The organism is Aestuariibius sp. HNIBRBA575 (assembly GCF_040932005.1).
Taxonomy (GTDB): domain Bacteria; phylum Pseudomonadota; class Alphaproteobacteria; order Rhodobacterales; family Rhodobacteraceae; genus CANLNM01.
The window spans coordinates 2,826,906-2,840,604 of the sequence record NZ_CP162414.1; the positions used below are offsets into that span (position 1 = coordinate 2,826,906).

Here is a 13,699-nt window from a genome sequence, read left to right on the forward strand (position 1 = left end):
TCAGCCCCTCCCTTCGAAATCAATTCGCGGATCGATCATCACATAGGTCAGATCAGTGATGATCCCGACAACCAACCCGATCAACGAAAACGTAAACAAGGTGCCAAACACCACCGGATAGTCCCGCGCGACGGCGGCCTCAAACCCCAATCGGCCCAATCCATCAAGGCTGAACAAGGTTTCGATGATCAAGGACCCGCCAAAAAACACCCCGATAAACAGCGCCGGAAATCCCGAAATCACGATCAGCATCGCATTGCGAAACACGTGGCCATACAGCACTTTTTGTTCTGACAGGCCTTTGGCCTTGGCGGTGGTAACGTATTGTTTTTTGATCTCGTCCAGAAACGAATTTTTGGTCAGCAGCGTCAATGTGGCAAAGGCCGAAATCGTCGACGCCAGCACGGGCAATGCGATGTGCCAGAAATAATCGAGCACTTTGCCGATGAGACTGAGATCAGCGAAATTGTCAGACGTGAGGCCGCGCAGCGGAAAGAGCCGCCAATAGGACCCGCCCGCGAACAGCACGATCAACAGCACTGCGAACAAAAAGCCGGGGATCGCATAACCGACAATGATCGCACCGCTTGTCCAAGTGTCAAACCGGGACCCATCGCGGATCGCCTTTTTGATGCCCAAGGGGATCGAAATCATATAGGCCAGCAAAGTCGACCAAAGCCCCAATGTGATCGATACCGGCATTTTTTCAACCACCAGTTCTACAACGGAAATATTGCGGAAATAGCTGTCACCAAAATCAAACCGAATGTAATCCCACATCATATTCAGGAACCGTTCGACCGGTGGTTTGTCAAAGCCGAACTCTTTTTCTAGCTGTTCGATGAAATCATCCGGCAGGCCGCGCGATCCAAGATAATTATCGCTGTCACCGGTCTCTGCCAATTCAGACCCGCTGCCTGAAATGCTTTCAAACACGTCGCCGCCGCCTTCTAGGCGGGCAATGATCTGTTCGATCGGCCCGCCGGGCACAAATTGGATCAACGCAAAGTTGACAATCATGATGCCCAGCAAGGTCGGAATGACCAGCAATAGGCGGCGAAGAATATAGGCTCCCACGGTTCAGATCCCCTTAGCGCAGCGCGCCAGCGGCCTGCAGCGCAGCGCCCGCCTCTGCGTCATACCACCAAAAGCTCAGCTCGCCCCGTGACAAGGGTGGCAACGGATCAGGATAACGGTATTGGTCATAATAGGCGACGGTATGCACCTCTTTGAACCATTGCGGCACCCAGAACCCTTCGGCACGCAAAACCCGGTCCAAAGCATGGGTGGCCGTGGTCATATCTTCCAAATTCTCGGCCTCGATCACCACATTGATCAATCGATCCACGGCTTCGCTGCGCAGACCCATCAGATTGCGGCTGCTATCCTCGGCTGTTTCTGATCCGTACCATTGGCGCAGGCCATTGCCCGGTTCATAGCCCATGGAAAACCCGTGATTGACCAAGTCGTAATCAGCCGACCGGCGGCGTTCGATATATTCCGAATTATCAACCCGTTCCAACGTTGCCTGAACGCCAAGACGTTGCAGGTTTTCCACATATGGATTCACGATCCGGTCGAATGCAGGGCTGCGTTGCAGGATCACCACGGTCAGTTCTTCGCCATCTTTGCGACGAATGCCGTCATCACCTGAAATCCAACCGGCTTCGTCCAGCAATTGCGCGGCGCGGCGCAGATTACGCCGATCCGCCAGTGATGTGCCGGATGTGGGCGACATCACGGCCTCATCCGTCAGGATGGACGCATCCAACAGGCCATCATCGACCAAAGGCTGCAACAGCGCCACTTCGCTCTCAGACGGTGTGCCTGTCGCTTCTAGTTCGGAATTTTCCCAGAACGAATTTACCCGTGAATAAAGCCCATAAAACAAGGTTTCATTGGACCATTCAAAGTTAAAGCCAAGCCGGATCGCTTCGCGGACATTTGGATCCTGCCAGCGTTCATCGCGCAGATTAAACACAAAGGCCTGTGCATATCCAATCGTGCCATCTGGCAATTCTTCGACATTTACCCATTCATTTTCAACGGCTGGAAATTCATAGGCAGTTGCCCATTTCTTGGACGAATTTTCACTGCGGAACGTGTAATCGCCCCCCGTGAACCCCTGAAATGCAGCATCGCTATCAGCGTAATATTCCACGCGGATCGCATCAAAATTGTTTTGCCCCACATTCATCGGGTGGTCCGCACCCCAGAAATCCGGGTTCGCGCGATAGATCAATTGCCGATTGATATCAAAGCTTTCCAGAACATATGGCCCGGTCCCCAGATATGGCGTGTCAGCACTTTCATCAATCCGCGCGCCGGTTTCTTCGAACCAAGACTTTGAAAACGCCTGCGTGCCCCCGGCGAAACCAATCACGTCGCGGCGTGACGCCTGTTCTGTAAACGTAAACTTGATCCGGTGCGTGTCCAGCACATCAACGGATTCGATAAACCCACCATAGGCGTTGCGATATTCGGCGATGCCTTGTTCCATGAACAGATCAAAGGTGAATTTGACATCTTCTGCAGAAAAAGGCCGACCATCGGAAAACGTCACATCATCGCGCAGATTGAAGATCACCCAATCCAAGCTGTCAGGATATTCCATGGTGGTGCACAGATAGCAGTAGCTGCCATAGGGATCATCCGCGGTGCCGACCAGAATGCTTTCGAATAACAGCGTCACCTGAGCGGCGGCCACACCTTGGCGTGCATATGGGTTAAAGCTGTCGAATGTGCCCTGCGCCCAAATGCTGATTTCGCCCCCTTTGGGTGCATCAACATTGACGTAATCCAGATGGGTGAAACCTTGGTCGTATTTCAATTCCCCAAAATTCGAAAACCCGTGGCTGATGGTGATGTTTTCGTGGCTATCTGCCAAACCCTGCCCGGCCCAGATAGCGCCTGCAATCAAACCGCCCCCCAACAATCCATATTTCAGCATGGAAATAGGTGCCGTGGTCGCGGCAATAGCGGCTTTGGGGGATCGTCGGGGCATGGTCGTCGTCATGGCGCACTCCTGATTTCGAAGAATTACTTCAAATTGTCCGAATTTCGTTAACGTCTAGCTAAAGGCCGCTGGCCGCAACATTCAAGTTGAGAATCCGTGAACACGGCGTGATCGCACCGTTCGGTGGGTGTTGCGCAACAAAAAAGGCCGCTCCAATGGAACGGCCTGTTTTAATTCGATTAGAACGGCTTAGTCGTCAAGGCTGTCGAGATAGGCGATCAGGTTCGCCCGGTCTTCGATTTTGCGCATACCGTTAAAGGACATGCCTGTATCTGGGATCAGACCTTTGGGGCTTTCTAGGAATGCATTCAACAATTCTGGGGTCCAGACATCAACGATTCCGTCAAATGTGCCTTTGTAGCTGAATTCTGCTACGCCGCCTGCTTGTCGGCCAACGACACCGTACAGCGAAGGACCAGTACCGTTTACGCCTTCTTCAATCGAATGGCATGACCGGCAGCTGCGCCATTGGCCTTCGCCGGCGGCTGCATCGGCGGATGCGTATACTTCTTCAAAGGCGGGGCCTTCGTCGACGACAACATCTTCGCCACCCGCTTGAGCAACTTCAATTACGTATCCGGGGTGATCACCATGGCCAGCTGTGTGATAAATGCTTTCTGCGGCCCATTTGCCGAGAAGAAATACCAGAAACGTGGCAATAATACCGGCAGATGCCTTAGTCAGGGTCATTGTGTCGAACATGTCGCGTTCCATTTAGATCAGTGTTGAGGGGTGTGTATCCGCTTCCCCACTGCTCTTGCAAGGTGTAGCAGCGCGACCAAATGCCCATTTTGGCGTGAAGGGGAAAAAAGATGACTGGAAAGATAGCTTTTCAAGGTGAAATGGGGGCCTACGGACATCAGGCCTGTGTCGAAGCCCGTCCAAATTTTGAGCCTTTGCCCTGTGCGTCCTTTGATGATGCCATCGAATCTGTGCGCCGCGGGGATGCTGATCTGGGGATGATCGCGGTCGAAAACTCCACTTATGGGCGCGTGGCGGATGTGCATTCCCTGTTGCCGGGCAGTGGGCTGAACATCATCGACGAAGTGTTCATCCGCGTGCATATCAACCTGCTGGGCATCCCCGGATCGCGTCTGGACCAAATCAAAGAGGCCCATGGTCACCCGGTCATCCTGCCGCAATGCGCTGATTTTTTGCGCGAAAACGCGATTTCTGGGGTGTCGACATCTGACAATGCCCGCGCCGCCCGCGAAGTGGCCCAGGGTGGCGATCCAACCCGCGCCGCGCTGGCGTCTGAATTGGCGGCCGATATTTACGGCCTGTCCATTCTGGCACGTCACATCGAAGACCACGATCGCAACACCACCCGTTTCCTGATCATGGCACGGGATCCAGATCTGACCCGTCGCGGCAAAGCTGGCATGATGACCGCCTTTGTGTTCCGCGTGCGCAACATTCCGGCCGCGCTGTACAAAGCGATGGGTGGATTCGCCACAAATGGCATCAACATGACCAAACTAGAAAGCTACATGGTCGGCGGCCATTTTTCCGCAACGCAGTTTTACGCAGAAATCGAAGGCCACCCCGACGATCGCAACGTGCAATTGGCGATGGAAGAGCTGGATTATTTCACCGATCATATCAAGCTTTTGGGTGTTTTCCCCGCAGCACGCCGACGGCACGAATAATATTCGGGCCACCCTGGGCATCCCAACGTAACGCTCCCCAGATGTCCGATTTGGGACCAAACTTGACCTGATACGGCTTGGTAACGTAGCTTCCGAAGGCAGTACAGCTGGTCAAGTAGGAATTGTAATGCCCCCCGCCCTTGCTTTGTGCCTTTGCCTTTTAGGGGCCCTGTTTTTCGGAACGTTAGTCGGCTTCAGTCACGCTCAGCTGAAATTGCCCGAACCGGAAAAAGATGCGTACTTCAAGCTTCAAAGGGATATAGCTGAGTCAATGGAGATGGGGGAGTGGGCGACATTACAGCGCTCAAAAGCAGCAAGATGGGCTTCGTTTATCATATCTCTCATGTTATTTTCGCTGAGCGCACTTGGCGCTGTTTGGTTTACGACTTTAACCTTTTTTCCCGCACCATGAACGGGGGAAAAGTCGCATAACGGTCAATGGATCGTTGCACTTTTATTTGCCCTGCTGGTTCCAGTCTGAAAACCAGCAATTTCATTCAGCCCTGACAGGCACCACTTAAGAATATCGGGACTGGATCGTTTCGGCGAAATCAGCAATGCGCAGTTTGAAACGACGTGTCAGGGACGCCTTGGCCAGTTTCAGGGATTGCAACATCAGACGTGCAGACAGCCCTTGGGGTTCCAGCTCTAGCGATACGGCCAGACGTGTGCGATTGGGCGACAGTGGCACCAATTCCAGCTCAAACGTGCCAACCAATCCGGTGTAAGTGCTGTGCGCCTTATATCCGTTTGGGTGATCCATTTCTGTGATTTCTGCCTTAATTTTGCGCGGCTTACCGCGAAATTCAAACGAAACATCCCAAACAGACCCAACCGCAGCGGCGCCTTTGCCGGCGACTTGTGTAACATCTGCACCACGGCGCATCGCGGCTCTCTCAAATGTGGGGAAATCGGTCACCTGATCAAAAACATATTCAATCGGTGCCTCAATATCTTCACGAGAAGAGAATTTCATGTTTTTTGCCTTTTTGATGCCTCAGCCCAATGTCGCTTCAATCCAGCCGATCTGCAAGCCAGTTCAGCAACAGAAAATGTGCAATTGCACCTTCTCTGGCCGGAAGCATTTCCGGATCATTGCCCGCCATCGCATCCATAACCCGTTCTCGGCTGGCCCAGAATGCGGTTTCGATTTCTTTGGGGTCGATCGTGATCTCTGTGCTGGTGGCGACACCCGCGCAGCCGATCATCAGGGATGACGGAAAGGCCCAGGGCTGACTGGCCAAATATTCCACCGCGCCGACCCGAACGCCGACCTCTTCAAACACTTCGCGGCGCACGGCGGCCTCGATGGTTTCACCGGGTTCCACAAATCCGGCCAACAGGGAAAACATGCCCTCTGGCCAGCCGGGGGATCGCCCCATCAGAACAGAATTACCGTTCGTTATCAGCATGATAACAACCGGGTCCGTGCGTGGGAAATGGGGGGTATCACAGGACGGGCAATTGCGTTGCCACCCGCCTTTGGCCATCACACTTTCGACACCGCAATTTGAACAGAACCGGTGGCTTTTGTGCCAACTCAGCACCGCCTTTGATGTCGCGGCAAGTTCGCCATCAAGCGGGGACAACGCCGTCATGTTGGCGCGCAATTCCCGAAACCCGGACCCGTCGGGAAACAAGGGATGCACCTGTTCGGACAGATCAAGAAAGGCAGCCAGTTCGGTTTCGTCCACGGTGTCAGGCGTCCAATCGGATATGTCCATTGCAAACATTGGCACCGGGGTGTTTCCCAAAAACAACGGGGCATGACGGCAATCGGTCAGGGCGGGATGGTCCAGCTTTACGCGCACCAATCCGGTTTCATCCATCAACAATTTGCCCCGCCAAAGCACAATCGCCCGCGAATCGCCGGATTTCTGTACCTGCGCAAGCGCAGCATCATCATCGCGGATATGGGCAGCGCGATCATATCCGACGCCCCCAAAAGTCACAGTTTCGGCAATTTTCATGGGTCACCCAAAAACTAAAGCTTTCGTTTGGCTCATCAGTGATGCAGAAGAAATTGAAATTCAAGGCGATACTCGCTAAGGTTGAATGGCGCTTTCAGGAGGGATGAACTGCCAATTGCTCCAACTCGGGCCTCATAAAACGTCGGTTGAACGCCAACAGAGCCAGTTGCGGATATTCGCGACGACCGATCTGCATGTGCATCTGATCCCCTATGATTATTTTCGAGATCGCCCATCCCAACGGGTCGGGCTGACCCAAACCGCAGGCCTGTTGCGCGAAATGCGGGCTGAGGTGGCAAATTCAGTGTTGCTCGACAATGGTGATTTTCTACAGGGCAACCCGCTCTCTGATGTGATCGCTGCCCATAAACTGTTCGGCAAAGGCAAACCGCATCCAGCCATTTCAGCCATGAACACGCTGCGTTACGACGCGGGCACATTGGGCAATCACGAATTTAACTATGGGCTCGATTTTTTGGACCTCGCCCTCAGTGAGGCTGATTTTCCTTTGGTGTCGTGCAACGTCACCCGTCGTGGTCACAACAACGAGGCAGAAGACGAACCTTTGGTGCCGCCATTTGCCTTGATCGAACGCGAAATGGTGATGAATGACGGGTCGTTGCAAAAATTGCGCATTGGCGTCATCGGATTTGCCCCGCCGCAATTGACCCAATGGGACCGACATCTGCTGCATGGACGGGTTGAGACCACCGATATCGTGATTTCGGCGCTGAAATATGTCCCCAAGCTAAAAGAAGCCGGCGCGGATATTGTAATTGCGCTGTGCCATTCCGGAATTGGCCCCGAAAGTCACACAATTGGCATGGAAAACGCCGCCGTTCCTCTGGCTGCCATCGAAGGGATCGACGTGGTTCTGGCGGGTCATACCCATATGGTTTTTCCGGGTCCCGAAATCGCCGCATCCAGCGTGATCGACCCCCAAGCTGGCACCCTACATGGCAAACCAACCGTCATGGCCGGGTTCTATGGTTCGCATCTGGGCGTGATCGACCTGACGATGTTGCATGACAATGACACATGGCAAATCATGGGGCATACCAGCCGCGCAGAACCGGTTCTGGTCAAAGCTGAGGGCAAAGCAACCGCCTTGCGGACCGCCCCGGACGATCAGTTGCTCAGCAAAATCAACCATGCGCATCAGGCAACGCTGTCCCATATTCGCCGCCCCATTGGCGTCACCACTGGTGATCTGCACAGTTACTTTTCCATGGTTGCGCCTGATGCTTGTTTGCAAATTCTGGCCGATGCTCAGCGTGAATTTGCTATCAAACAATTGCGGGGGACCGAATTTGACGATCGCCCGATATTGTCCGCCATGGCCCCGTTTAAGGCCGGGGGCCGCGCCGGGCCGGAAAACTACATTGATATTCCGGCCGGTCCTTTGACATTGCGCAGCGCAGCAGAGCTTTATCCTTTCCCGAACACATTGTGCATACTCGATATTTCGGGCCTGCAGGTGATCGATTGGCTGGAACGATCTGCCGCCGCATTTTGCAAAATTGAGCCCGGTGAAGTGACCCAAAACCTTTTGGATTTCCGCGCCCCGAGCTATTGTTTTGATGTGCTACAAGGGTTGACCTATCAAATCGATCCAACACAGCCCCCCCGTTATAACGTGGATGGCGAATTGATGAATCCGCAGGCCCAACGCGTTTCTGATATTCGGTATCACGGCACCTTGATTGAGCCGGACCAACATTTCTTGGTTGTCAGCAATTCTTATCGTGCGGGTGGCGGTGGCAAATTTCAGTCAGCGATCAGCGCAAAGTTGATCGGGAATATCCCAACCAATAGCCGGGACATCCTGATCGACTATATCCGCGACCGCCCGTCGATCACCCCTCATGCGCCGCAGATCTGGCGGTTCGCCACCCTCCCCAACACCAAGGCGATTTTCCGCACGGGTCCCGGCGCCTGTGCCCATACCTATCCAGCCCATTCACGCCATCTGGGCACTGGGCTAAATGGGTTTGAGATGTTTGAACTGGATTTCGATCCCTCATAATGCCAAGCATAGCGCGATTTTTAACCAAACCGGACCCGCCATGTTTCGCTTATTGTTGTCACTGATCATATTCGCCCTTCTCGCGGCCTATCTCACCAAACCTTCTGAGGAAAACCTGGAGGCGCAAATCGGTACGCTGCTGCAAAAGGCGGTCCAAGACGGTCAATTGGATCAAGTGTCTGACCCCGCGGCGCTGCTGCTATTGGCTGCCTGTAAATCGGATGCAAATGCCTGCGCCCGGTTGGCGCGCTCTGCGATGGATGTGACCTATCAGGATCGCCATGTGTTTTTGCAGGTTGATGCATCCGGATTTGGCCGCGAAATGACCTGTTATGGCGTCTATACCAAACTGATTTGCCCCGGCGGCCCTTAGATATCATTCGCAACTAGGCTTGCACCACAGCACGATGGGGCCTATATGAGCGGTGAGAGGTTGGCGCGGGCGAGCGCCTCGCCAACCTGGTCAGGTCCGGAAGGAAGCAGCCACAACGAGCCCCGCTTGGGTCGATGTCCAGCCTCTCACCTAACACTTGCCCCGAGGAGGTCATACATGAAGATTGTAGTATCCTTCCGGGCGCGTTTGGCCTGAGCCATCCGACGCCCGACCGTGATGAACGCTGTTTTCCTGCGAAAACAGGACATTTCCACGTGTATCGGGATTTAGAACATTGACTGACACGACTTTAGACGACCTTGGATGGTCGCCCCATTTTTCACGCCAATTGACGGATGACGACATTGGTGAACCTGCACGCGTATCCGCCGTGCATAGATCCATCATCGAGGCCATCACCCCGCGCGGGACCCTCAAACTATCCATGCCAGAATCAGCCGGAAACTACGCCGTTGGCGATTGGGTTTTGGCTGATGCGGGCGCTGCGACACGCAGATTGGACCGGTTGACCGAATTGTCACGCCGGGCCGCCGGAGAAGTGGCCTATACGCAATTGATCGCCGCCAATGTCGACACATTGGGGATCGTCACCAGCTGCAATGCGGATTTCAACATCGCCCGGCTGGAACGATATCTGGCTTTGGCAGAAACCGGCGGCTGTTTGCCGTTGATTATCCTGACCAAGGCCGATCAATGCGACGATCCAACTTCCTTTGTGCGTCAGGCCGAACGCCTGTCACCGCTGATCACCGCCATCGCGCTGAATGCCAAAGACGTTGAGGATGCCGAACGATTGGCTCCGTGGTGTTCAAACGGCAAAACGCTGGCTTTGGTTGGGTCATCCGGTGTGGGAAAAACCACGTTGCAAAACCGCCTGACCGGGGTGGTTCATGCCACGGCGGACATTCGACAGGATGACGCCAAAGGCCGCCACACCACCACCGCGCGGTTTTTGCGTAAAACCCAAACCGGGGGGTGGCTGATTGACACGCCCGGCATGCGCGAATTGCGTCTGACGGACGCGTCGGAGGGCATCGATCAGGTGTTTTCCGATCTGGCCGAACTGGCCACCGAATGCAAATTCAACGATTGCGCTCATGAAAGCGAACCGGGCTGTGCCATTCGCGCGGCCATCGCATCCGGGGACTTGGACCCGGATCGATTAGAACGGTGGCAAAAGCTAGAGGCAGAAGACCGCCATAACAGCGCAACAATCGCCCAAAAACACGCCCGCGCCCGTCAAACTGAGAAAAAATACGATCAGGGACGTGCCAAAGGGCGCCAGAAACGCGGGAACTGATTAACCTTCCTTAACGGCAGAACAGAACGGCTGCGCAGAAATGCGTGGCCGTTTTTTGTTATTTCACAACCACTTACCGACCACCCGTCACAATTCCGTTTCACCGCGGTTACAAACACTTCAAGCGCATGTAGCAAATGTGTCGTCTTCCTTCATTAATCGGCTGCCATTGGCGCTGCTTCAAGCAGGGCCTGTGACAAATCAACAAGGAAACATAGCATGACTGCTCGTACCTTCGCCCTTGGCGCTGCCCTGTCTTTTGTGGCTGGCGCTGCATTTGCGGAAACTGAAATCACTTGGTGGCACGCAATGTCCGGCCAGCTGGGTGAAACCGTAAACCAGATCGCTGCCGATTTTAACGCATCACAAGACGAATATTCGATCGTTCCTGTGTTCAAAGGCACATACGAAGAAACCCTGACAGCTGGCATCGCGGCGTTCCGCGCCGGTGAACAGCCAAACATCATGCAGGTTTTTGATGCAGGCGCGGCCACTGTGATCGCAGCCCAAGGCGCAACTGTCCCGGTTCAGGACCTGCTGTCTGACAACGGCTATGACTTTGACATCAATGACTACATTGCCGGCGTGCGTTATTTCTACGCAGACGCTGATGGCAAAATGATCGGCATGCCGTTCAACTCGTCCACGCCGATCCTGTACTACAACCAGGACGCATTGGATGCGGCCGGCGTCACAGCGCCCGTCACATGGGAAGAATTCCAAACTGTCACGGCGCCAGCCCTGAAAGACGCGGGATATACCCCCTTGTCTCAGTCGCACATGCCTTGGATTTTCACCGAAAACTTCTTTTCGCGTCACAACCTGCAATTTGCGACCAACAATAACGGTTATGATGGTGCAGACGCACAAATCCTGATCAACCAGCCAGAAATCCGCGACCATTTCACAGCGTTCAAAGGCTGGGTCGACACGGGTCTGGCAGGCTATTACGGCACCGGCTGGGGCGACAATGCGACACCATTTGAAAACGGTGAAGTTGCTATGTGGCTTGGCTCTTCTGGGTCTTTTGGTGGCCTGGTACAAAAGGTCGACTTCCCATTCTCAGCGACGCTTCTGCCCTATTGGGAAGGTGTGACAACGCAACCAACCCAAACATTTATCGGTGGCGCGGCTCTGTTTGCGATGTCCGGTAAATCTGCCGAAGAAAACGCCGCAACCGCTGCTTTCTTTAGCTTTCTGACATCCGAGGATGTTCAGTATCAGTGGCACCAGTCCACAGGTTACGTGCCAATCACCAACGCCGCCTATGACACAGCCAAGGCAGACGGCCACTATGACCGTTTCCCCGCTGCCGAAGTGGGCATTCAGCAGCTTTCTTTGGAAGCAGGCGAATGGACCCGCGGATATCGCATGGGGTTCTACGTGCAAATCCGCGACGTGATGAACCGTGAATACGGCCGCATCATGACCGGTGAAACCTCGGTTGAGGATGCATTCGCCAACATCGAAACCGAAGCTAACGCCCTGTTGGCCCGTTTCGCTCAGACACAAAACTAAGATCTGAAACATCCGGAACTGGCGGCCGCCCAAACGGTCGCCAGTTTTTATTTTAGGAGACCAAAATGAAGCGCGCCGGATTTGCCAGCCCTTGGATGCCGTTCCTTCTGCTGCTGCCTCAACTTTCTATCATCGTCGTCTTTTTCTACTGGCCCGCACTTGAGGCGATTAGAACGTCGTTTTACCTAGAGGACCCGTTTGGGTTCGGCTCAACCTTTGTGGGTTGGGAAAACTATTGGCAGCTGTTTTCATCCTCTGAATATATGCGCGTGGCGCGGTTCACTTTGGTCTTTACGGTGCTTGTCACGTTCCTGTCGCTGGGTCTGGCCCTGTTGCTGGCCGCCAAAGCCGACAAAGTCATTCGCGGCGCCAGCACCTATAAAACGCTGTTGATGTGGGTCTATGCCATCGCCCCCCCTGTTGCGGGATTTCTGGGCGTGATGTTCACCCATCAGCGATTTGGCCAATTCACGGATTTAGCTGCGTTTTTTGGCTATGATTACGTGGTTGGTGTGAATTTCAACGACACGGCCTTTGCGATGATCCTAACCGCCGTTTGGAAACAGGTGCCGGTGAATTTCATCTTTTTCCTGTCAGGCCTGCAAAGCGTGCCCAGAGCCGTCCAAGAAGCCGCGATGATCGACAACCGTTCCAGCGCCAGCCGGTTCTGGACCGTGACCTTTCCGCTGCTGGCCCCAACCGGTTTTTTCCTGCTGATCACCAACATCACCTACGCACTGTTTGACACATTTGGCATTGTCGACACGATCGTGCGTGGTGAACCCGGAAACAACCCCATGACCCTTGTTTATAAGGTATATGTGGACGGGTTCCGTGGCAGCGATCTGGGCGGTTCTTCGGCGCAATCCGTGATCCTGATGGTGCTGGTTCTGGCGCTGACCATTTTCCAATTCCGCCTGATCGACCGGCGAATTCACTATACATAAGGGCGTCCAAATGACACGCAAACCTTTCAAATGGAGCGTCGCCATGGATCACACGATCCTGATTTTGGGCGCAATATTCATGGTCGGACCGGTGCTGCTGGTTTTTCTGACCTCAAGCTATGACGACATTGAGATCGCCAAAACCGGCCTGCAATTTGGCTGGGGCGACAAATTCGTGCAAAACTGGAACAACGCCCTGAACGAAACCTCTGGCTTTACCGGCACGATCAATGGCTGGGTGATGCTGAAAAATTCGTTCATTTTAGGCATCGGCTTTGCGCTGGGTAAAATCGTGATTTCAATGATGGCCGCCTATGCCATCGTGTATTTCCGGTTCCGGTTTGCCGTGCCAGCGTTTTGGGTGATCTTTACCACGCTGCTGCTACCGCTAGAGGTACGCATCCTGCCATCCTATGAAATCACCCAACAAATGGGTCTGGTGAACACCTATACCGGCCTGATCATCCCTTTGATCGCCTCGGCCACCGGCACGTTTTTCTTTCGTCAGTTTTTCCGTTCTATCCCAGAAGAGCTGGTCGAAGCGGCCCGGATTGATGGCGCAGGTCCGGTGAAATTTTTCATCGACATCATCGTGCCGCTGTCGCGCACCATGATTGCGGCGATTTTCATCATCATGTTTGTTTACGGCTGGAACCAATACCTTTGGCCGACCCTGATCACCACCGAAGAAGGCCTGTTCACACTGGTCCGTGGGATCAAACAAATCATGTTCTCATTCACAGATGGCAACACCATCCCGGAATTTGGCGTCGCCATGGCCTTGGCCATTTTGGCAATGCTGCCCCCGGTGTTGATCGTCATCTTTTTCCAGTCCTGGTTCGTAAAGGGCCTGGTCGATTCCGACAAATAGAGGCTCTG

12 protein-coding genes and 1 other RNA gene are annotated in these 13,699 nt (G+C 54.0%); 8 read left to right on the plus strand and 5 right to left on the minus strand.

The features are described from left to right. The 3 genes from AB1F12_RS14245 to AB1F12_RS14255 form a co-directional block, all read right to left on the minus strand. Positions 1-1,077, minus strand: coding sequence for a microcin C ABC transporter permease YejB (locus AB1F12_RS14245; protein WP_368185030.1), 1,077 nt, complete (start codon positions 1,075-1,077; stop codon positions 1-3). 13 nt (positions 1,078-1,090) lie between these two features. Then, positions 1,091-2,950, minus strand: a complete 1,860-nt coding sequence (locus AB1F12_RS14250; protein WP_368188381.1) for an extracellular solute-binding protein — start codon at positions 2,948-2,950, stop codon at positions 1,091-1,093. 255 nt (positions 2,951-3,205) lie between these two features. Then, entirely contained in the window at positions 3,206-3,718 is a 513-nt protein-coding gene (locus tag AB1F12_RS14255) for a cytochrome c family protein (RefSeq protein ID WP_368185031.1), read from the minus strand. A 110-nt stretch (positions 3,719-3,828) separates the two neighbouring features. On the opposite strand from AB1F12_RS14255, the gene AB1F12_RS14260 reads away from it, so the two are divergent. Then, entirely contained in the window at positions 3,829-4,665 is an 837-nt protein-coding gene (locus tag AB1F12_RS14260; RefSeq protein WP_368185032.1) for a prephenate dehydratase, read from the plus strand. Positions 4,666-5,182: 517 nt separating this feature from the next. On the opposite strand, the gene AB1F12_RS14265 is transcribed toward AB1F12_RS14260, so the two are convergent. Next, positions 5,183-5,641 (minus strand): SRPBCC family protein, encoded by a 459-nt coding sequence (locus tag AB1F12_RS14265; protein ID WP_368185033.1) that lies wholly within the window; start codon positions 5,639-5,641, stop codon positions 5,183-5,185. A gap of 37 nt (positions 5,642-5,678) precedes the next feature. Further along, entirely contained in the window at positions 5,679-6,635 is a 957-nt protein-coding gene (gene nudC / locus AB1F12_RS14270) for an NAD(+) diphosphatase (protein WP_368185034.1), read from the minus strand. A gap of 103 nt (positions 6,636-6,738) precedes the next feature. On the opposite strand from nudC, the gene AB1F12_RS14275 reads away from it, so the two are divergent. From AB1F12_RS14275 to ugpE, 7 genes are all read left to right on the plus strand, one after another. Then, positions 6,739-8,661: a bifunctional 2',3'-cyclic-nucleotide 2'-phosphodiesterase/3'-nucleotidase gene (locus AB1F12_RS14275; protein ID WP_368185035.1), complete on the plus strand. Its 1,923-nt coding sequence runs from the start codon at positions 6,739-6,741 to the stop codon at positions 8,659-8,661. A 40-nt stretch (positions 8,662-8,701) separates the two neighbouring features. Next, the gene (locus tag AB1F12_RS14280) at positions 8,702-9,034 is read left to right on the plus strand and encodes a hypothetical protein (RefSeq protein ID WP_368185036.1); all 333 of its coding nucleotides are present in this window, start codon (positions 8,702-8,704) and stop codon (positions 9,032-9,034) included. Positions 9,035-9,087: 53 nt separating this feature from the next. Further along, positions 9,088-9,186: signal recognition particle sRNA small type (ffs, locus tag AB1F12_RS14285), an RNA gene on the plus strand. Positions 9,187-9,329: 143 nt separating this feature from the next. Then, on the plus strand, positions 9,330-10,355 hold the full coding sequence (gene rsgA / locus AB1F12_RS14290; protein WP_368185037.1) for a ribosome small subunit-dependent GTPase A: 1,026 nt from the start codon (positions 9,330-9,332) through the stop codon (positions 10,353-10,355). 219 nt (positions 10,356-10,574) lie between these two features. Then, positions 10,575-11,873, plus strand: coding sequence for an extracellular solute-binding protein (locus tag AB1F12_RS14295; RefSeq protein ID WP_368185038.1), 1,299 nt, complete (start codon positions 10,575-10,577; stop codon positions 11,871-11,873). A gap of 65 nt (positions 11,874-11,938) precedes the next feature. Beyond that, complete coding sequence (locus AB1F12_RS14300) at positions 11,939-12,820, plus strand: ABC transporter permease subunit (protein WP_368185039.1); 882 nt, start codon at positions 11,939-11,941, stop codon at positions 12,818-12,820. 10 nt (positions 12,821-12,830) lie between these two features. Next, a complete protein-coding gene (gene ugpE / locus AB1F12_RS14305; RefSeq protein ID WP_368185040.1) occupies positions 12,831-13,691 on the plus strand; it encodes a sn-glycerol-3-phosphate ABC transporter permease UgpE in 861 nt (286 codons plus the stop codon). Positions 13,692-13,699: the final 8 nt, after the last annotated feature.